Source organism: uncultured Metabacillus sp. (assembly GCF_947503125.1).
Taxonomy (GTDB): Bacteria; Bacillota; Bacilli; order Bacillales; family Bacillaceae; genus Metabacillus.
The window spans coordinates 17,120-36,746 of record NZ_CANNCR010000014.1; the positions used below are offsets into that span (position 1 = coordinate 17,120).

The 19,627-nt window shown below is 37.2% G+C and carries 19 protein-coding genes and 2 pseudogenes; 18 read left to right on the forward strand and 3 right to left on the reverse strand.

Features of this window, described 5'->3' with window-relative positions:
• Positions 1-36 precede the first annotated feature (36 nt).
• The 9 genes and pseudogenes from Q1B07_RS11720 to Q1B07_RS11760 all read left to right on the forward strand — a co-directional run bounded on the left by Q1B07_RS11720 (position 37) and on the right by Q1B07_RS11760 (position 9,249).
• Positions 37-405, forward strand: coding sequence for a sensory rhodopsin transducer (locus tag Q1B07_RS11720; RefSeq protein WP_299090007.1), 369 nt, complete (start codon positions 37-39; stop codon positions 403-405).
• 87 nt (positions 406-492) lie between these two features.
• Entirely contained in the window at positions 493-1,515 is a 1,023-nt protein-coding gene (locus Q1B07_RS11725) for a Gfo/Idh/MocA family oxidoreductase (protein WP_299090004.1), read from the forward strand.
• Positions 1,512-2,336, forward strand: a complete 825-nt coding sequence (locus Q1B07_RS11730; protein WP_299090002.1) for a sugar phosphate isomerase/epimerase — start codon at positions 1,512-1,514, stop codon at positions 2,334-2,336. Before Q1B07_RS11725 ends, Q1B07_RS11730 begins: the two co-directional genes overlap by 4 nt.
• 6 nt (positions 2,337-2,342) lie before the next feature.
• Positions 2,343-3,743 (forward strand): sulfatase, encoded by a 1,401-nt coding sequence (locus Q1B07_RS11735; protein WP_299090000.1) that lies wholly within the window; start codon positions 2,343-2,345, stop codon positions 3,741-3,743.
• Between the two features lie 161 nt (positions 3,744-3,904).
• Positions 3,905-4,924 carry a Gfo/Idh/MocA family oxidoreductase gene (locus Q1B07_RS11740; RefSeq protein WP_299089997.1) on the forward strand — a complete coding sequence of 340 codons (1,020 nt, stop codon included), beginning with the start codon at positions 3,905-3,907 and terminating at the stop codon, positions 4,922-4,924.
• A gap of 109 nt (positions 4,925-5,033) precedes the next feature.
• Positions 5,034-5,951 carry an AraC family transcriptional regulator gene (locus Q1B07_RS11745; protein ID WP_299089995.1) on the forward strand — a complete coding sequence of 306 codons (918 nt, stop codon included), beginning with the start codon at positions 5,034-5,036 and terminating at the stop codon, positions 5,949-5,951.
• Positions 5,952-6,421: 470 nt separating this feature from the next.
• Positions 6,422-6,616 (forward strand): annotated as a pseudogene (locus Q1B07_RS11750) (GMC family oxidoreductase); the annotation flags it as partial.
• A gap of 146 nt (positions 6,617-6,762) precedes the next feature.
• Positions 6,763-8,550, forward strand: a complete 1,788-nt coding sequence (gene pepF, locus Q1B07_RS11755; protein ID WP_299089993.1) for an oligoendopeptidase F — start codon at positions 6,763-6,765, stop codon at positions 8,548-8,550.
• A 183-nt stretch (positions 8,551-8,733) separates the two neighbouring features.
• Positions 8,734-9,249 (forward strand): DUF3189 family protein, encoded by a 516-nt coding sequence (locus Q1B07_RS11760; RefSeq protein WP_299089992.1) that lies wholly within the window; start codon positions 8,734-8,736, stop codon positions 9,247-9,249.
• Between the two features lie 52 nt (positions 9,250-9,301).
• Here the strand turns inward: Q1B07_RS11760 and dat are convergent, their stop codons facing one another.
• Entirely contained in the window at positions 9,302-10,168 is an 867-nt protein-coding gene (gene dat / locus Q1B07_RS11765) for a D-amino-acid transaminase (RefSeq protein ID WP_299089990.1), read from the reverse strand.
• Positions 10,169-10,531: 363 nt separating this feature from the next.
• On the opposite strand from dat, the gene Q1B07_RS11770 reads away from it, so the two are divergent.
• The 8 genes and pseudogenes from Q1B07_RS11770 (at position 10,532) to Q1B07_RS11800 (ending at position 16,748) form a co-directional block, all read left to right on the forward strand.
• Positions 10,532-12,286, forward strand: coding sequence for an alkaline phosphatase (locus Q1B07_RS11770; RefSeq protein ID WP_299089987.1), 1,755 nt, complete (start codon positions 10,532-10,534; stop codon positions 12,284-12,286).
• Positions 12,287-12,327: 41 nt separating this feature from the next.
• Complete coding sequence (locus tag Q1B07_RS11775) at positions 12,328-12,546, forward strand: twin-arginine translocase TatA/TatE family subunit (RefSeq protein WP_299089985.1); 219 nt, start codon at positions 12,328-12,330, stop codon at positions 12,544-12,546.
• Positions 12,547-12,696: 150 nt separating this feature from the next.
• Positions 12,697-13,110, forward strand: a complete 414-nt coding sequence (locus Q1B07_RS11780) for a GNAT family N-acetyltransferase (protein ID WP_299089984.1) — start codon at positions 12,697-12,699, stop codon at positions 13,108-13,110.
• A gap of 100 nt (positions 13,111-13,210) precedes the next feature.
• Entirely contained in the window at positions 13,211-13,276 is a 66-nt protein-coding gene (locus Q1B07_RS27040; RefSeq protein ID WP_366945190.1) for a hypothetical protein, read from the forward strand.
• Positions 13,255-13,365, forward strand: a pseudogene (locus Q1B07_RS11785) (hypothetical protein); the annotation flags it as partial. The gene Q1B07_RS27040 and the pseudogene Q1B07_RS11785, both read left to right, overlap by 22 nt.
• A gap of 346 nt (positions 13,366-13,711) precedes the next feature.
• Positions 13,712-13,963 (forward strand): DUF3892 domain-containing protein, encoded by a 252-nt coding sequence (locus tag Q1B07_RS11790; RefSeq protein ID WP_299090051.1) that lies wholly within the window; start codon positions 13,712-13,714, stop codon positions 13,961-13,963.
• 284 nt (positions 13,964-14,247) lie between these two features.
• Positions 14,248-15,132 carry an AraC family transcriptional regulator gene (locus Q1B07_RS11795; RefSeq protein WP_299089981.1) on the forward strand — a complete coding sequence of 295 codons (885 nt, stop codon included), beginning with the start codon at positions 14,248-14,250 and terminating at the stop codon, positions 15,130-15,132.
• A 113-nt stretch (positions 15,133-15,245) separates the two neighbouring features.
• Positions 15,246-16,748 carry an alpha-glucosidase/alpha-galactosidase gene (locus Q1B07_RS11800; protein WP_299089978.1) on the forward strand — a complete coding sequence of 501 codons (1,503 nt, stop codon included), beginning with the start codon at positions 15,246-15,248 and terminating at the stop codon, positions 16,746-16,748.
• Between the two features lie 147 nt (positions 16,749-16,895).
• Here Q1B07_RS11800 and glsA read toward each other — a convergent pair whose 3' ends face one another.
• Positions 16,896-17,825, reverse strand: coding sequence for a glutaminase A (gene glsA, locus Q1B07_RS11805; RefSeq protein ID WP_299089975.1), 930 nt, complete (start codon positions 17,823-17,825; stop codon positions 16,896-16,898).
• 115 nt (positions 17,826-17,940) lie between these two features.
• Positions 17,941-18,396, reverse strand: a complete 456-nt coding sequence (ndk, locus tag Q1B07_RS11810; protein ID WP_299089973.1) for a nucleoside-diphosphate kinase — start codon at positions 18,394-18,396, stop codon at positions 17,941-17,943.
• Between the two features lie 242 nt (positions 18,397-18,638).
• Here ndk and Q1B07_RS11815 point away from each other — a divergent pair, with 242 nt between their 5' ends.
• On the forward strand, positions 18,639-19,625 hold the full coding sequence (locus tag Q1B07_RS11815) for a ring-cleaving dioxygenase (RefSeq protein WP_299089971.1): 987 nt from the start codon (positions 18,639-18,641) through the stop codon (positions 19,623-19,625).
• Positions 19,626-19,627 lie beyond the last annotated feature (2 nt).

The window sequence follows — 19,627 nt, forward strand, 5'->3', positions numbered from 1 at the left end:
TTTTCATCCAAAAATACGGGGAAGGGAGATGTGGATTTGATTGGAAAACAGACTTGGATTATCCCTGATGGTTTTCTTCAACCGAAAAGTATAGGGGATCAAATCAGTCATGAGGCAGTTTGCGTGTTAAATTTAACTGAGCGTCAAGCAGACATTCAACTTACATTCTATTTTGAAGACCGAGAGCCTATGGACTCTTTTATAACAGAATGCGGGTCAAATAGGACGCATCATATTCGGCTGGATAAGATTAGAGACCAAGAAGGAAATGAAGTTCCTAGAAATGTTCCTTATGCCATCAAAGTTGATAGCAATGTGCCAATAATTGTTCAGCACAGCAGATTGGATACGTCACAAGCAGAGCTTGCGCTTTTTACGACAATGGCTTATCCGCTAGAAATCTAGAAGATTAATGTTATATGTTTTTAGTCTAGTATTCATATAGATTTTTTCTTTTGATTAGATAGCAATTCATTTTTTGGAGGGTGAACAATGACTTTAAAAGTTGCGATTGTAGGAGTTGGGAATATCGGAAGCATACATGCTTCTGTCTACAAAGAAAATCCAAATACTGAAATTGTAGCAGTTTGTGATATTGTAAAGGCAAAAGCAGATCAAGCTTCAAACAAGTTTGGCGGAAGAGCATTTTACAGTGTGCAGGAAATGTTAAATAGCAATATGGAACTTGATCTTGTAAGCGTTTGCACTAAAGGGGAGGAAAATGGCGGAGAACACTATTTGCCAACAATAGAATTACTAAAAGCCGGGATTCCTGTACTAGGGGAAAAGCCGATCTCTAACAATATTGAAGAAGGTAAAGAAATGGTTGAGCTTGCCCGTCAAAATAAAATCCCATACGCGGTTAACTTGAACCATCGCTTTACACCTGCTGCTGAAAAAGCAAAGGATTGGGTAGAAAATGGGCGTCTTGGCAAGCTTCATATGATCAATATGAGAATGTGGATCAACAATCCGGTCGAAACTTCGCCATGGTTCCACATGCGTGCATTGCATCCGCATTCCTTTGATGTCATTCGATACTTTTGCGGTGATGTAAGAAGAGTAGGTGCCTTTATGATGAAAGGTGAGGGCCGTTCGATATGGTCAAATGCTCAAGTAATCCTTGAATTTGAAAATGGTGCGATCGGAAATTTAGTTGGAAGCTATGACGCAGGTGCAAGCTATGGTTTAGAGCTATGTGAAGTAGTTGGCTCTAAAGGTAGATTTGTTCTTGAAGATGCTTGTGAACAGCTTACCTTCTATCCGCGAACAAGTATCGAAACAGAAAGCTACAGCTATCTTGGAGGAATGAGAGCATTTCCGGAAACCTTTAAATCCCGCATCAATTCATTCGTGGACCAGTTAATTGCGGGTGTTTCATATGATCAGGTCGATGGTTCTGGAGAAGATGCTCTTAAAGCACAATTGATCATTGAAGCGGCAATACGATCATTTGAAACAGGTGAAATTGTTGATGTTAAAGATATAGAGCTCATTTCAGGAGGGATAAAATGATTAAACTTGGCGTTAACTCAGTGTTATTTAAAGATTTTGATTTTGCAACTGCAGCAAGGCAAATTGCCTTATGCGGCTATGATGGCGTAGAAATTTCAGCAATAAAAGGCATGTGTGAACATTTGGAATTAGACCGTTGGAAGGAACAGGCTGATGACATAAAATCAATCGCCCTGGAGAACGGCCTTGAATTGTTATCAATGGAGGTTGCTTCACTTAATGAAGAGAGATTACGAAAGGCATTTGAGGCAGGAGCAGAAATCGGGATCCCTGTCATCAATGTAGGACCTGGCGGAAAGTCGGGCGTTGAAGGCGATCTCCAGCAGTCTATAGAAACTCTTTACAAATTATCTAAAATAGCAGAGGGCTATGGTGTAACCCTTTGCGTAAAAGCACATGTCGGAAACGCAATTTTTAATACACCAACTACACTAAGGGCAATGAATGAAATATCCTCCCCGGCATTTGGCATTGATATGGACCCGAGTCATATTTATCGAGGAAATGAAAATCCCGAGGAAGAATTAGCAAGAGTGATTAAACGAGTAAAGCATATTCACATTCGTGATTGTAAGGGTCGCACACAAGGCCCTGGTGACATTCGCACCCAAGCTTGTGGAAGAGGGGATATTGATTTATTTGCCTATTGCAAAGCAATGGTTGATGGGCAGTATTCCGGTCCCGTTTGTTTAGAGGTAATCGGTGCAAATCAACATTCCTTAGCAGATGTTTCCATCGTTGCTGCTGAGAGCTATGGTTACTTAAATGCATGCTTAAAAGCTTTAGGTGTCAGAGAGTCAAATTTTGCTCAGAAAGGATAAAGTCAAATGAAGAAAAATGCAAATATTATTCTATTTGGAATCGACAGCCTAAGAAGAGACCGGATGAGTTCATATGGATATCACCGGCTAACAACACCCCATATTGATAAAGTCGCTGAAGAAGGGATTTTATTTGAAAACCATTTTAGTCCAAGTATTCCTACCACTCCAGGCTATGCTTCGATGTTAACTGGAATGGACTGCTTTGGCACTGATGTAGTCGCTCTTAGACATAAGGGACCTTTGGGAGGCCATGTAAAGACTCTGCCAGAATTGCTTGGAGAACACGGATATAATACAACCTGTGTTGGGTTTAGCGGCAATCCATCCTCTAGAGGGTTTCAAAAATACATTGATTTTGAATCATGGATGCCAGACGAAACTGGTCGTTGCCCAAAGGCGCAAAATTTAAATAATGTGGCCATCCCAGAATTAAAGAGACTTGCTGAGGATGAAAAACCATTTTTCTTATTTTTACGGCATATGGACCCCCATTCACCATATTTGCCTCCAAAACCGTTTGAACGAATGTTTTATGATGGGAATGAATTTGACCCTGAAAATGAATCTCTAAATGAGATGAAGGAATTTAAGCCATTTGCTGATTTCTTAACTTCATGGATTCCTAAAGGTTGTACAGACGCAGACTATGTTGACGCACAATATGATGGTGCAATTGCCTATATGGATGCTTGTATCCAAAATATTTTTACAACTGTTGAGACACTAGGAATTAAAGAAGAAACGTTAATTATTATTACATCTGATCATGGTGAAACTTTAAATGAGCATCAGTGCTGGTATGATCACCACGGTCTTTATGAACATAATTTAGTTGTACCGCTAATCATGAAATATCCTAAGAGATTGCCTGAAGGGAAAAGAATCACAAGCAACACTTTAATCAAAGATATCATGCCGACAATATTAGATGTAATAGGTATTGAAACTGATATTCGATTTGACGGCAGAAATCTTATGCCGCTTATAAAAAAAGAAAAGGAGATATTCGTTCAGGAATCTGAATTTTATATAACCGAATGTACATGGATGCGCAAGCATGGCTGGCGTACACCTGAATGGAAATTGATCCGCGCGCTTGAACCAGACTTTCATTTTAAACCGGAAATTGAATTGTACAATCTAATAAAAGATCCAAAGGAAGAAACAAATGTTGCAGATCAAGAGCCTGAAATCGTCCATTTGCTGTTAGGAAGAATGGAAGCTTATATAGCAAAACGTGAAGCTGAAACTGGCAGAACAAATCCGATGTATACGAATTTGAATTGGCATGGCTTGGAGCACGGATCTTTTAAAACATCTCAGGAAGCATACGATTCTATGTATATTGGTTCGATTGGTACAGCACAAAGGCTTCAAGAAAAGGAAAAAGAAGAAAGCGTATAGAATAATTAATATGTGAAAATGGGGCTGTTTCAATTCTAGAGTTTGACTCTCCAAACAAAATATATCGAGCCTAAAACATTAGTGAGTTCTGTATTTTGGTATGTAGGAGGGGCAGATTCTTCCTGATGCAGTCCCTTTTCTTTCAGGAAAGGATGGTTGTTGTGATAAAAGCAGCGGTTGTTGGTGTGAATAATATTGGGAAAATTCATTGCCGCTATTATCATGAACATGCAGATGCTGAATTAGTTGCTGTGTGTGATTTGAATGAAGCATTAGTAAATGCTGTGGCAATGCAGTATAATATAACCGGTTATACGGATTTAAAAACAATGCTTCAAAATGAAGAAATCGATGTGATAAGCATCGCCACTGGCGGGAAGGAAAATGGTTCACATCATTATGTACCAGCTATGCTTGCTATGGAAGCTGGGAAAGATGTTTTAGTTGAAAAACCGCTTTCCAATAACATCGAAGAGGCAAGAGAAATTGTAGAGTATGCCAATAGAAAAAAGGTTCGCTTGGGATGCAACCTAAACCACCGATTTGTACCATCAGCTGAATATGCAAAAAAATGGATTGATTCTGGAGAGCTTGGTTCCCTGTTGTTTATTAATATGAAATTGACCATTGGCAATCCAAATGAATCAAGCCCTTGGATTCATTTACGGGCTCTTCATCCGCATTCAATTGATGTGATCAGGTATTTTGCAGGTGATATTAAACGAGTTCAGGCGTTCATGACAAAAGCACCTGGAAGAACAGTATGGTCAACGGCATCGATTAATCTAGAATTTGAATCAGGAGCGGTTGGTCATCTCACCGGGAGTTATGATATGGACAATCTTCATCCAATTGAATATTGTGAAGTAGCAGGTAATAGAGGGAGATTAACAATTGATAATGTATTTGAAAACTTAACCCTTTACCCACACAAAAGCAACGAACTTAAAGTTGTTCGAAATTCAGTATTAAATGGAATGAATGGATTTAACGACACATTCAAAAATAGAATTGGCACGTTTATTCAAGAAGTTAACGATTCAGTACCTCCAGAGAAAATTACGGGCTCTGGTATGGATGCATTAGCAGCCCAGGAAGTCATCGAAGCGGCCATTCGTTCACAAATGGAGAATGGAGCAGTAATTGAGGTACCTAATTATTTGAATAAGCAAAGACTCTAGGTTCATAAAAAACTATTTTTTATTTGTTCGAATATGTAAGCACTTACACGTTGCGATTGCTACAACCTTAGAGGTAAATGTTCAATCTAGATCTAGGGGAGGAATCTAAATGACTGCAACAACCTATCAATCAAGTGATTACATGAAAACAAAAGAATTTCCGTTCTGGATCCAGCGCTTTTATCATGATTATGATAATATTCCGCCGGCCCATGCACATGAATTTGTTGAATTGGTTTATGTTGTACAAGGAGAAGCAAGGCACCTATTTGAAGGACAGTCCTATATGATCAAAACGAATGATGTGTTTATCATTAATCCTGGAGAGGTTCACACCTTTTCGATCGAAAAGGGCCAAAGTTTAGAAATTATTAATTGTTTATTTTTGCCAAGCCTTATTCAGGATTCATGGTTAAAAGAAATGGGTGTATCACAATCGATGGATTATTTTTACATTCATCCATTTTTAGATAAAAATGAGCGATTTCATCACTTATTAAATTTAACTGGAAGCAATTCTGCGAGGATTCTGTCGTTACTTGAAGGTATGATGCATGAATATTTAAGGGAAAATCCTTGTTATCCCACATTAATCCGTTTGCAGCTTGTGGAACTATTGATCCAATTATCCCGGATATATAACGAAAGAAAAGGGATGGAAAACCATTCTCATAGGAGAAAAAGTGAAAATGATCTCCTCATTCAACGAATATGTGGGTATTTATCAAGAAACTATGATCAAAAAATAACGATTCAATCCTTGTGTCATCTATTTAATCTTAGTCCCCGGCATTTAAACAGATTATTTAAACAAGAGACTGATCAAACCGTAGTCGAAATGCTTCATAAAATAAGAATCGAAAAGGCAAAGCAGTTTTTGCTAGAAACAGATGATAAAGTAATTAATGTTGCGATTAAAGTTGGGTATGATGATCCCGCTTTCTTTAGCCGTTTATTTAGAAGGGTTGTAGGTTGCTCACCTGGAAAATATAAAGCGCAAGAACTAAGGGATTACTCGCCAATCTAGTTGATTTACATATGAATTCCCGCTTAGTTTAGTTAAGAATTGAGACTCTGTTTAAAATCGGTGATGAGCCGATTTTTTTCTAACTCTGATAGTTAGTGATTAACCACGCCGAGTCTTATCTAATTTCCCCCTTTTTAACAAAGTAACCATTGTGAAAAAAAATAATGGTATAACTAGAAAAACAATAGAAGCAAAGGCATGCCCACAAATACGGCTTCCCCAAATTCAATTTCATTCGAAAACATTGTTAGGGTAAGAAGTAATGATATAAAAGCAAGCGGGAAAATAACCATCCGTTTATCCTCTAATTTGAAGAACTTGTGAGCGAGTCTCTTTAAGAATAAAGAGCATAATCGTTACTTTCATATAGGAACCTACAACTAAGGCAATTCCAATAAAAGCTTAGACAAATGTTTACAGCGATGCAGGCTACAAGAGTAGAAAAAGAATTTGGCGAATTAATTGAGGCGATTCATGATGCCGGAACTTGCAGAATGGGCACAGATCCAGACACCTCGGTAACAAATCCGTACGGTCAGGTCCATGGCATAACAGGACTATTTGTTGCAGACAACAGCGGAATTCCAACAAGCGGTACAGCGAATCCCACACTGACAACCGTAGCGTTGGCCATCAGAACAGCAGATTATATGATGCGGAATTGAAGTGGTTTTTTCACAACCAGTGCGCAGCTGATATCAACATGCAGTTTAAAAGTGATTATTAATAACATTCTCTTAGATTAGCAATAAAGGAATTTGTTAATTTAACTTAGAATATATATTTTAATTATGAAAAAAGGAGTGCTTAAATGACAACGTACTATTCTAGAAATGAAGTACCTCTCCAGGAAAAATGGAATCTGAAAGATATATACTCGGACCAGCAGAAGTGGGAAAAGGATTATCAGCAAATAGAGGAAATGGCAATAAAGCTTAAAGCATCCGACGGAAAAATAACTGACGGCAACACTTTATATCAATTTCTTAAGCAAAAGGAAGAGTTATCCTATACATTGAATAAACTATATGCATTTGCCATGCTTTCAGTTGATGAAGATACTCGAGAAACGAAAGCACAATCATTGTTAGATCGGGCAAAACAACTGAATGTGAAAGTTAGTTCTTCAACCTCCTTTTTTATGCCCTTTTTATTAAATCTTGATGAAGAAACGTTAAAGTCATACATAGCAGAAGATGATCGATTAACTTATTTCGAACAAGAACTTTTAGAATCATTTCGCTACAAAAAACATGTATTAAACAAGGAGCAAGAGGAGATCCTTTCCCAATTAAGTGAAGCACTGTCTGCCCCTGGCCATACATTTGGGATGATGAATAATGCTGACATTAAGTTTGGCGAGGTTACGAATGATCATGGAAAACAAGTGGAACTTACAAGAGGCATGTATGCAAAATTAATTGAAGATGAGGATAGAAACAAGCGAAAAGAAGCTTATAAAGCTTACTATAAGCCATATGTGCAGCTTAGAAATTCGATTGCCTCAACTCTTTCCGCAGCAATAAAAAACAATGTAACATTAGCTAAAATTAGACAATATCCATCAGCATTGGAAAAAGCCTTATTTGGTGACAATGTACCAAAAGAGGTGTATGAAAATCTTATTGCGACAACGAAAAACAATATTGCACCACTGCATCAGTATTCAAGAATTCGCAAGGAAAAGCTGCAAGTAGAGGAGCTGCGTCAATATGATTTAAGTGTTCCGCTTGTAAAAGGGATAAAGCAAGTCATTTCATATGAAGAAGCTTATGAAATCATGTGCAAGGCCCTCGCGCCTCTAGGACAGGAATATATTGCGACCTTAAAGGAATTTAAGAAATCCAGGTATATTGATGTAAGGGAAACCCCAGGGAAACGTTCTGGCGCATACAATCTTGGTATTTATGGTATTCATCCTTATATTTTGTTAAATCACCGAGATGATTTAGACAGCTTATTTACATTAGTTCATGAATGCGGCCACGGTGTTCACAGCAAGCTGAGCTCCCAACATCAGCCGCAAATTACAGCACGCTATAGCATCTTTGTTGCCGAGGTCGCTTCCACTGTCAATGAAGTATTATTAATAAACTATTTGCTGGAAAATGAAACAAATCCTGAAATTCGTAATCATCTACTTAACCACTTCATTGATCAATTTAAAGGTACATTCTTTACACAAGTGATGTTTTCTGAATTTGAAAAGAAAACACATGAGATGGCGGAAACAGGTATGCCATTAAATGTGGAGGTATTTAATCAAACATATGAAACGTTATTCAGGGAATACAACGGAGAAGATATTGTTTTTGATGATGAGGTCAAATATGGCTGGTCAAGGATTCCACACTTTTATCGACCATTTTATGTGTATAAATACGCAACAGGATTTGCTTCAGCGATCCATTTAGGAACGAAGATTCTTGAAGGAGATCAAACTACACTCAGTTCCTATTTGGAATTTTTAAAAAGCGGCAGCTCGGATTATCCGCTTGAACTGTTGAAAAAGACGGGTGTCGATTTAACAACACCATATCCGATCGAAAATACACTTTGCCGCTTTGAAGAATTGGTAAATGAATTTTCATTATTGTAAGTCAAAAAGAAATCTTTATCCTTACGGGTGAAGATTCTTTTTTTCTTTAAAATCTTCAACATATCGTTCATAATAATTGATTTACAAGGAAATGATGATAAAAAAGGAACCAAATTCTTAATTTCTTGGAAACTCGCTTTATCCTTTTTAAATAAAGATGATCATAAAATGGAGGAACCGGTAATGATTTATATTTATCATGATTTTGGTGGTACTCATATGACAGCACTTGCTACTGCATACCATTTAAACATTTTAAAACCATCAACAAGAACACTAACAAAAGAAGAAATTTTAGCGGTTCCATTCTTTAATAAATTAACCAAACAAGATTCCGGTAAAATTATTTTTCATGGAATAGATGATGAAGGCCATTCAGTCTATACGATTGGAAGAAGATCTTCAAAATTGGTTGTACCAGCATTAAAAGATTTATGTCAAATCCTGCAAAATAAATATCCTTTTGATGAGAAAATTATTTTTTCAAACACATCTCCTACCGTTCCTATTGCAATGACAATGGGAGGGTTTTTTTCAAGGGGGTTAAAAATCGATTTTATCGGTGTCCCGTTACTTGTAAAGGGTGCTCAACAATGTTGTGATAATATTTACCAGTTGGTTAAAGCAACAAAAAAAATAGCCAAAGAGACAACTGATCAGCAATTTATTACCCTTGAGAATCAAGCCTATAAAGCATAAAAGTTGATTAAAGAAAAAATCCGGTCCTTTATGATGAACCGGAAGAGAGATGTTATTGTGCTTTTGTAGGTACAGAACAACATTCAGCAACCTTTTCTTTGAAGTATCTTTGCAGCTGTTTTGTTATTGTTCCAGGAGTGCCGTTACCAATCTTACTCTTATCGATTTCGATGATTGGCATAATTTCTGTTGTTGTTCCAGTTAAAAAAACTTCATCTGCTTGAAGCAATTCTTCAATAGTAAACGTTTCTTCTTTTATTTCAATATTATTTTGTCTGCATATTTCAAGCATGACTTTACGCGTAATCCCATTTAAAATTAAATTCGTTGCAGGATGCGTTTTTATGATTCCATCTACTACAATGGAAACATTTGATGAGCTTCCCTCTGTCACAACTCCGTTCCGATGTTGAATCGCTTCAAAGCAGCCTGCTTCAGAGGCCTTTTGCTTTGCTAGTAAATTAGGAAGTAAATTTAAGCTTTTAATATCACAACGAAGCCAGCGAATATCTTCTACTGAAATAGCTGATACACCTTTCTCCATTGCTGCAGTCGGGCGCTGCATTTCTCGTGTATAAGCAATAAATACTGGAACTGTATCAGCACTTGGGAATAGATGATTTCGTTGTGAAACACCCCGCGTAACCTGAAGATAAATAATTCCAGAACTAAGCTGATTAACTCGGATAAGCTCATTGAGCTGTGTTTTTATCTCAATTATGGAGTAAGGGAGTTTCATTCCAATACTTTCAGCACTTTCCATCAGTCTTTGCAAATGTTCATCTCCCGTAAATAAATGGCCGTTATACACCCTGATGACCTCGTAAACACCATCTCCAAATTGGTAGCCGCGATCTTCAATATCAACCTTTATTTTTGCTCGTTCGCTTAATTTCCCGTTATAAATTATTTTTTCCACGTTTCTAACTCCCTTCATCTAAGTAGTAAGCTATTTTAATGTAGCACGGATTTCATTCAGATGGAATGTGAAACAACAAAATTTCCCTGTTTTTGTTATCTTTGTATAAAGAAAATGTAAAAAAATATAGGAAGGAAAGTCTGGAAATTGTTGAGGAATTTGTCACAATTTATATAATCGTGCCTTGAAAAAATTTACTATTTATAGAAAAATAGATTTTCTACTATAAAAGTCTTGTTACATTTCGCTTATTTTTATTGAAAGCAACAAGCATGACTCTTAACAATTCTTTATAAATCCTTAATAAATCCGCTCTATAATGTATCTCGAATCAAAGTTTTATTGAGAGAGGGGAAAATAAGGATGACGGAAAGACCTATTGATGAATTGATTAAGAGATTGAATTTGGATAGTTTGGAAAAGAAGGAGTTTAATCGCCGTAACTTTTTACAAGGGGCAGGAAAAATTGCTGGTCTCTCACTAGGATTAACGATTGCCAATTCGATTGGATTAGGTGATACAAAAGTTAGTGCTGCTCCAAAATTTAAAAACTATCCTTTTACACTTGGTGTAGCTTCCGGTGACCCGCTTTCAGATAGCGTTGTTTTGTGGACAAGACTAGCTCCAGACCCACTTAATGGCGGAGGGATGTCTGACGAATCAGTACGTGTTAAATGGGAAATTGCAAAAGATGAGGATTTTCGTAAAATTGTAAAAGAAGGAACAGAAATTGCAAGACCAGAACTTGCCCACTCTGTTCATGTCGAAGTTGATGGACTTAATCCGAATAAAGTCTACTATTACCGTTTTAAAGCAGGAAACGAACTTAGCCCTGTAGGCAGAACGAAAACATTACCAGAAGCTGGTGCTAATGTTAAAAGCATGTCATTTGCATTTGCTTCTTGTCAGCAATATGAGCATGGATACTATACAGCTTATGAGCATATGGCAAAAGAAGATCTCGACCTTGTTTTCCATTTAGGAGACTACATTTATGAGTATGGTCCAAACGAATATGTATCTGGAACAGGAAATGTTCGTACTCATAGCGGCCCGGAGATTATTACTCTTGAAGACTATCGAAATCGTCACGCACAATACCGTTCAGATGCAAATCTTAAAGCTGCCCATGCCGCTTTTCCTTGGGTTGTAACATGGGATGACCATGAAGTTGAAAACAACTACGCTAATATCATTCCTGAAAAAGGCCAGTCTGTTGAAGCATTTATAAAACGCCGTGCAGCAGCATATCAAGCCTATTACGAGCATATGCCGCTACGCAGATCCTCGTTGCCAAATGGTGCGGATATGCAATTATATCGTGAATTCTCATACGGCAATTTAGCATCATTTAATGTATTAGATACACGCCAATACCGTGATGATCAGGCGAATGGAGACGGTAACAAAGCACCTTCACCGGAATCTACTGACCCTAATCGTACTCTTCTGGGAAAAGACCAGGAAGATTGGCTGCTGCGCAATCTAGGCGGTTCGAAGTCTCACTGGAATGTACTTGCACAGCAGATTTTCTTCGCAAAATGGAATTTTGGGACAAGCACTGCGCCAATTTATAGCATGGATTCCTGGGATGGCTATCCGGCTGCACGCCAGCGAATTGTTGATTACGTAACCAGCAAGAACATGAATAACCTAATCGTCATTACAGGTGATGTTCATGCAAGCTGGGCTTCGAACCTATTATCAGATTTTAACAATCAAAATTCTAAGAAAATTGGTGCAGAGTTTGTCGGAACTTCCATCACATCTGGCGGAAACGGATCTGATGAAAGAGCAGATACAGATCATATTTTAGGTGAAAACCCACATATTAAATTTTTCAATAATTATCGCGGTTATGTCCGCTGTACAGTTACACCGGATAAGTGGCAAGCTGATTATAGAGTTATTCCATTTGTTACAGAACCTGGTGCCGCTATTTCAACAAGAGCTTCATTTGTTTATGAAAAAGGTGGCTTGGGCTTGAAAAAAGTAGAAGCAAATGAGGTTCCATATGGCGTGAAAAAATCTAATGAAGTCGAGGAAGACCGAAATCGTGCACATGGTCGTGCTCATGAAAAGCAAAAGGGTAAAATTAGTGAAAAAGTGATGAATTAATCTATTATAGGAAAGATCATTAATAATTTGGGAGTGTCAGGATGATTTCAAATATTGGAATTCCAGGCTTAATTCTCGTTCTTGTCATCGCGTTGATTATTTTCGGTCCTTCTAAGCTTCCTGAAATTGGCCGAGCCTTTGGACGTACTTTAACAGAGTTTAAGAGTGCGACAAAAGGTTTAGTAGCAGATGAAAAAGATGAGAAAGAAAAGCATGAACAAACTTCAATTGAGAAAAAACAACATAAATCTGTTATTTAACCAAATAGGCGGGAGAATCCCGTCTATTTTTGTTATAAAAAAGAATGAAACTTTTCCTAATTTATAATTGAATTTTTATTCATGATGATGTATAAATAAAGATATATATTTGACATTTGAATTTGAAATCTTTTTTTAAAGGTGATTATAATGAATTTTTTCATATCAGATAAACTCCCTACATTTGAGCAATTTGCAAACCTTCATGAAGCAAGCGGCTTAATAAAGAGCAAAAAAGGAAATTATACGAGAGAACAGCTTTATCAAGCAGCGAATAATAGCTGGTATCATATTTCGATTTATGATCAAGATCAGCTTATCGCCTTTGGTCGGATGATTTCTGACGGTATTTACCAAGCACTAATCTGTGATGTCATGGTGGATCCTACATATCAAAAACAAGGACTTGGCAAACAGATCGTTGAAGAGCTTATAACGAAATGTAAAAACAGTGGGATCCATTCAATTCAGCTTTTTTCTGCAAAAGGCAAACAGCATTTTTATAAAAAATTGGGATTTGAGGAAAGGGAACTAGATGCACCGGGAATGTCTCTTATATTATAAACTGCTCAGTGGAATAAAAAATTCTGCTGAGTTTTTTTATATCCCTCAAAACGGTGGTCGATAACATTAAAAATTATATTTACATATTAATATTACAGGAATTTCTCACCAAACAAACCTGCTTGCATTAAATGCTGCAATTGAAGCAGCCAGAGCGAGCAATTAGCCTCTATGGAAGAAATTGCTTCCTCTGCAAAGTCCTTATCTAAAATGGCTGAAGAATTGCAGGATGTGATGAAACAATATAAATACTAGTTAAAAAAAGGGTGACACTTTAGGTTGTTGCCCTTTTTTAGATTTGCTATTTAAAGATTATTGTTGATTCGGCAACATGATGTTGGAGAGGATATCCGAGCCTCCTGAGGTTGGCAATGGGACAAGAGGGAGCTAAGCAGACAAAAGCGCTGAGGAGAGACCTGGACCACAAGTGGAAAGCGAGCGCATATAACGGAAATCAAACAGGTAGTTTTTAAAGCTTTTTATTTTTCTATTAAGAATAATACGAACTGTTTGAGGAAATACAAATAATGAGGTGATATCTTTGGATCGTTTCGAGCAGGCTTATAATCAGTATCGAAATCAAACAGATGCAAATGAAGTGATGGAAGAAAACGAAAACAGTAGTAGACCAAACCAAGAAAAAATCGTTGCTGTCAGAAAAAACGATGATGGCGATTTAATTGCTTTTCAAACAGAATCAGGAAGAGAGCTAGATTATTTAGAAGCTTTAGAAGAAGCGAAAGCAGGAAAACTTGCTCATGTCGATGTCTTTCATAAATATGGTCGGGATATCTTGCGAAGTGAGCCAGATGGAATTCGCGAAAATAATTTGGATCAGCTGCCTGAGTTTTAACGTTCTAAGCAATTTTTTTAGCAATTCATAGCATATGGATTGCTATTTTTTTATGTAAAATCATCTATATAGATGAAAAAAGGGTACTTAGCTGTCAGACACCGTCCAAATCTATGGCCACACTTTTTTGAGGAGTGGAAACTGGTTTCGAGCACTCTTAAATCGGACCGTCCAAGTAAATATAAGCTGTTCTTCATCTTGTACCAGCAAATTTAAAAATTTATAATTATTCCAATCTACTTATCTACTTAAAAGCAATTTTTTTGGAGGATGCTATGCACACTATGAGTTTATACCAACGTGATTTAGTATTGAATGATTATCATCCTAAGGTTTTTGCATATTATTTTAAAACGTGGGAAAAGCATGATATGGCCTTTCATACTCATAAAGAGGTAGAAATCATGTATGTAATTGATGGGACATGTACAGTTGTTGCTGAAAAAAAGTCAGTCGCAATGAAAAAAGGTGACTTTATTTTACTAGATTCCAATATTCCTCATCGGTTAATAGTTGACCAACAATCTCCCTGTCGCATGCTGAACATCGAATTTTCGTTTATAAAGAAGACAGGTTGTTTTCCATCAATTAAAGATTTAGCTAACCAAAACAAAAAATTCGCTACTTTTTTATCACTGAATCGTCCGTATATTGTGTTGAAGGATACAAATGAAATTTATCATACATTAAAAAATTTAGTTTTAGAATTAGACAAAAAGGAATCAGATAAAGACATCATGATCCAGCTTCATTTGGCTCAACTTTTCATGCAATTAGCAAGAATTACTGCTGAAGAAATGAAAGAAACGCATACACATTACCAAGCAAATGTATACGTAAATAAAACGATCAAATATCTCCATCACAACTACGACTGTGATATTCAAGTAAAAGATGTTGGTCAAGCTGTAAATCTTCATCCAGGATACCTTCATCGAATTTTCAAACAACAAACCGGCTCTACCATTATGGAATACTTAACCTCCCTTCGAATGGAAAAAGCAAAAATGCTTTTGGCAGATACAGAGATACCAGTTACTGAAATTTGTTTTTATATAGGCATTAACAGTCGTCAATATTTTAGTGCTCTTTTCAAAAAGCATACAACTCAAACACCCCTTGAATACAGAAGAGCTTTCGAACAAAATATTGCGAAATTTAGAAGTTGATTCATTTAAAAGTTAGGATTTTATACATACCTTTCATTAAATAAGTTATTAAATTGAAAACGTTTACTACCTGAAGGTGTTACAATGACATAAAAAAAGGAGAGTTGAATAAAATGTCATTTAAAATCGCATTTATTGGGGCAGGTAGTATTGGTTTTACAAGAGGACTTTTACGGGATCTGCTTTCTGTACCAGAATTTCAACACATAGACGTCGCGTTTACAGATATTAATGCTCAAAATTTAGAGATGGTTACACAGCTATGTCAACGAGATATCGATGAAAATGGACTAGATATTAACATTTATTCTACATTAAATCGAAGAGAAGCGTTAAGAGATGCAAGATATATTTTTTCTGTTGTCCGTATAGGTGGACTTGAAGCTTTTCAGCATGATATTGATATTCCACTCAAATACGGCGTTGATCAATGTGTAGGAGATACACTTTGTGCAGGAGGGATTATGTACGGACAACGCGGAATTCCTGAAATGCTCTCGATTTGTAAAGATATCCGGGAAGTAGCAGAACCTGATTGTTTGTTGTTGAATTATGCAAATCCGATGGCCATGTTGACATGGGCATGTAATAAATATGGCGGTGTAAGAACAATAGGCTTATGTCATGGCGTGCAAGGCGGACATAGACAAATTGCGAATGCATTTGGTTTAAAAAAGGAAGAGGTTGACATAATTTGTGCAGGAATTAATCATCAGACCTGGTACATTAGCGTGAAGCATAACGGCGAAGATCTTACCGGGAAAATGTTAGAGGCATTTGAAAACCATCCTGAATTTTCGAAAACTGAAAAGGTAAGAATTGATATGCTAAGAAGGTTTGGCTACTATAGTACAGAATCAAACGGGCACTTAAGTGAATATGTACCATGGTACCGTAAGCGTCCAGAAGAAATAAATGATTGGATTGATCTTGGAAGCTGGATCAATGGGGAAACAGGCGGTTATTTACGAGTCTGTACAGAGGGAAGGAACTGGTTTCAAACAGACTTTCCAAATTGGTTAAAAGAACCAGCGATGGAATACAAGCAAGAAAATCGCGGGGAAGAGCATGGCTCTTATATAGTTGAAGCATTAGAAACCGGACGTGTATACAGAGGCCATTTTAATGTTGTTAATAATGGCGTTATTTCAAATCTTCCGATTGACGCGATTATCGAAGCACCTGGATATGTGGATCGAAATGGGATCAATATGCCGCATGTAGGTGAGTTACCACTAGGATGTGCAGCTGTCTGTAATGTTAGCATTTCCGTACAGCGACTTGCCGTTGAGGCAGCAGTAAATGGAGACGATGTTCTTCTTCGTCAAGCAATGATGATGGATCCGCTCGTTGGTGCTGTTTGCAATCCAAAGGAAATTTGGCAAATGACTGATGAAATGTTAGTTACACAAGAACAATGGCTTCCTCAATATAAGCAAGCAATTGCTGAAGCAAAAGAAAGACTATCAACAGGGACCCTACTCCCAACAAAAGATTATCATGGTGCAGCCCGCCTTAAGGTAAAATCGGTAGAAGAAATGGCCCAAAACAAAGAGGCTGCACGGAAAAACGCCGGGGAATCTGACAAAGCTAAAGAACGCCCTGCGATGAAATAGCTGAAGAAAAAACATAGCAAAAAAGAAATATTGGCCCTTAAAGGGGCTTTTTTTATATCAAGAAGCAACCGGTCATTCACAGGTTGCTCTGTACCAATTCATATCATAGACAAGAATGTTTGAAATAACAACTTATACAGCAGATCGTTAAAACATACTCAACTTATATGTTTTAGACAACAATTCTAATAATCTTATCCCTGCAATGCTGTTTCCTTTTTCATCTAGAGCAGGTCCAAATATTCCTATGCCAAATTTCCCTGGAACAGACCCCATAATTCCGCCTGAAACACCGCTTTTTGCAGGTATTCCGATCTTTATCGCAAATTCTCCTGAAGCATTATACATTCCACATGTCACCATAAAAGTTTTGCAAATTCGTGCTACATCAATTGGGATGATTTGTCTGCCGCTCTGAGGGTCACGTCCATCCATTGCAAACACCAAACCAATACGAGCTAAATTTAAGCAATTCATTTCAATCGAGCATTGTTTTGTGTATAAATCGATCAGCTCCTCAACATTTTCATCAATGATCTGATGCTGTTTTAAAAAAAAGCATAAAGCCCGATTCAAATAAGCTGTCTCAAATTCAGAACTGGCTACTTCCTCACACAAATTAATCGTTTTATCATTTGCCAACTCGTGAATAAAAGATAAAAGCCGGTGAAATCTATCTGCAACAGATGTCCCTTTGATCATATGGGTCACAACAAGTGCACCAGCATTGATCATTGGATTCAATGGCTTTCCTGGTGCCATCGTTTCTAATTTTGCAATTGAATTGAATGGATCTCCTGTTGGTTCCATTCCTACACGTTCAAAAACATACCCCCGGCCTCTATCCATTAAAACGAGCGCCAGGCTAATGACTTTAGAAACACTTTGAAGAGTAAACTTTTTTTGAACATCACCAGCAGATATACATTCACCATCAGGAAAGTGAATCGCAATTGATAAATCATGAGGATTTGCCTTCCCAAGAGCAGGAATGTAGTCTGCAACTTTCCCTTTTGCAGTGCATTCTTTTGCACTTATGACCATCGTATTTAATTCTTTATTTGATCGACATGGCATTTTCATCACCTGTTATTAGTATGAATCAAAAAAAGTTACTTATGTCTATGAAGGATAATAAAAATAGTCCTTCGTTGTGGAACAACAAAAGACTTAGTTTTACTGTTAGACTTGATTAACCAGATTTTCGCTCGCCATAATGATTGTCATCTGAACGGACATCCAGCAGGTCAAAGAAGTTAGCGATTTCTCTTTCAGCACTTAAGAGTGAATCAGATCCATGGACAACATTTTCCGCTTTTGTATTTGCGAAATCACCGCGAATTGTGCCGGGAACTGCTTCTGAAGGACTTGTTTTGCCTATCATCATTCGGGATACTTCAATAATATTTTCCCCTTCCCAAACCATGGAAAAAACTGGGCCTGATGTAATAAAATCAACCAGTTCTCCAAAAAACGGCTTTTCTTGATGCTCCATGTAATGCTCTTCTGCTTTTGCACGATCGATCTTCATTAGTTCGGCGTTTAATAAAGTGAATCCCTTCTGTTCAAAGCGTTTAACAATCTCTCCAATTAAACCGCGCTTGACACCATCAGGTTTTACCATAATAAACGTACGCTGTAATGTCATATTGATATCACCTCTGCAAAATAGTTAGCCATCTTACTAATGGCATTCGTACTATATAGTATGCCAAATTTTGCAAAAGTTAAAACAATGCTACATACATATAAATCAAGTTGCATTCGAATCATAAGAAGCATATTGTTGACAGATAATCATAACTATGATAAATTTATTTTGAATTAAAGATATTTTAATTAAAAGTAAAATACTAAAGAACCTTGATATATTTTATTGGAGGAATTCACATGAACGGATTAAAAGGAATCCATCACGTAACAGCAATTACAAGCAGCGCAGAAAAAAACTATGAATTTTTTACCTATGTATTAGGAATGCGTTTAGTTAAAAAGACAGTCAATCAAGATGATATTCAAACATATCATTTATTTTTTGCTGATGACAAAGGCAGTGCAGGTACAGATATGACGTTCTTCGACTTCCCTGGTATCCCTAAAGGTGTACACGGGACAAATGAAATTTTCAAAACCTCATTTCGTGTGCCAAATGACGTAGCAATAGAGTATTGGAAAAAGCGGTTTGATCGTTTAAAAGTGAAGCATACTGGTATAAAAGAACAATTTGGTAAAATGACTCTTTCTTTTGTGGATTTCGATGATCAGCAATATCAATTGATTTCAGATGAAAACAATCAAGGTGTTGCGGCAGGTACGCCATGGCAAAAAGGGCCGATTCCGCTAGAATATGCCATTACAGGATTAGGTCCGATTTTTATTCGTATCGCAAACTTTGACTATTTCAAAGAAATGATGGAAAAGGTGCTTCAATTTAACGAAATGGCCCAAGAAGGATCATTCCATTTATTTGAAGTAGGGGAAGGTGGAAACGGGGCACAGGTCATCGTCGAAAACAACCCGGTTCTTCCACTAGCCCAACAAGGCTTTGGTACAGTCCACCATGTAGCCTTTCGAGTGGAAGACCGTAAAGTGTTAGAGGAATGGATCAAACGTATGGAAAGCTTCGGTTTTAATACATCCGGCTATGTAAATCGACACTTTTTTGAATCCTTATATGCGAGAGTCGCTCCGCAAATTCTATTCGAATTTGCAACAGACGGCCCAGGATTTATGGGAGACGAGCCTTATGAAACACTTGGAGAAAAACTATCATTGCCTCCATTTTTAGAAGAAAAACGCGATCAAATTGAACGCTTAGTTCGCCCGATCGATACTGTAAGAAGCACTAAAGAATTTGTGAAAGAATATGAGGATTAATT

What these genes read in the sequence shown, in the direction of transcription:
- Q1B07_RS11725 (WP_299090004.1), top strand. Translation starts at nt 493, where the DNA reads ATGACTTTAAAAGTTGCGATTGTAGGAGTTGGGAATATCGGAAGCATA.
- Q1B07_RS11730 (WP_299090002.1), top strand. Translation starts at nt 1,512, where the DNA reads ATGATTAAACTTGGCGTTAACTCAGTGTTATTTAAAGATTTTGATTTT.
- Q1B07_RS11735 (WP_299090000.1), top strand. Translation starts at nt 2,343, where the DNA reads ATGAAGAAAAATGCAAATATTATTCTATTTGGAATCGACAGCCTAAGA.
- Q1B07_RS11745 (WP_299089995.1), top strand. Translation starts at nt 5,034, where the DNA reads ATGACTGCAACAACCTATCAATCAAGTGATTACATGAAAACAAAAGAA.
- pepF (WP_299089993.1), top strand. Translation starts at nt 6,763, where the DNA reads ATGACAACGTACTATTCTAGAAATGAAGTACCTCTCCAGGAAAAATGG.
- Q1B07_RS11760 (WP_299089992.1), top strand. Translation starts at nt 8,734, where the DNA reads ATGATTTATATTTATCATGATTTTGGTGGTACTCATATGACAGCACTT.
- Q1B07_RS11770 (WP_299089987.1), top strand. Translation starts at nt 10,532, where the DNA reads ATGACGGAAAGACCTATTGATGAATTGATTAAGAGATTGAATTTGGAT.
- Q1B07_RS11775 (WP_299089985.1), top strand. Translation starts at nt 12,328, where the DNA reads ATGATTTCAAATATTGGAATTCCAGGCTTAATTCTCGTTCTTGTCATC.
- Q1B07_RS11780 (WP_299089984.1), top strand. Translation starts at nt 12,697, where the DNA reads ATGAATTTTTTCATATCAGATAAACTCCCTACATTTGAGCAATTTGCA.
- Q1B07_RS11790 (WP_299090051.1), top strand. Translation starts at nt 13,712, where the DNA reads ATGGAAGAAAACGAAAACAGTAGTAGACCAAACCAAGAAAAAATCGTT.
- Q1B07_RS11795 (WP_299089981.1), top strand. Translation starts at nt 14,248, where the DNA reads ATGAGTTTATACCAACGTGATTTAGTATTGAATGATTATCATCCTAAG.
- Q1B07_RS11800 (WP_299089978.1), top strand. Translation starts at nt 15,246, where the DNA reads ATGTCATTTAAAATCGCATTTATTGGGGCAGGTAGTATTGGTTTTACA.
- glsA (WP_299089975.1), bottom strand. Translation starts at nt 17,825, where the DNA reads ATGCCATGTCGATCAAATAAAGAATTAAATACGATGGTCATAAGTGCA.
- ndk (WP_299089973.1), bottom strand. Translation starts at nt 18,396, where the DNA reads ATGACATTACAGCGTACGTTTATTATGGTAAAACCTGATGGTGTCAAG.
- Q1B07_RS11815 (WP_299089971.1), top strand. Translation starts at nt 18,639, where the DNA reads ATGAACGGATTAAAAGGAATCCATCACGTAACAGCAATTACAAGCAGC.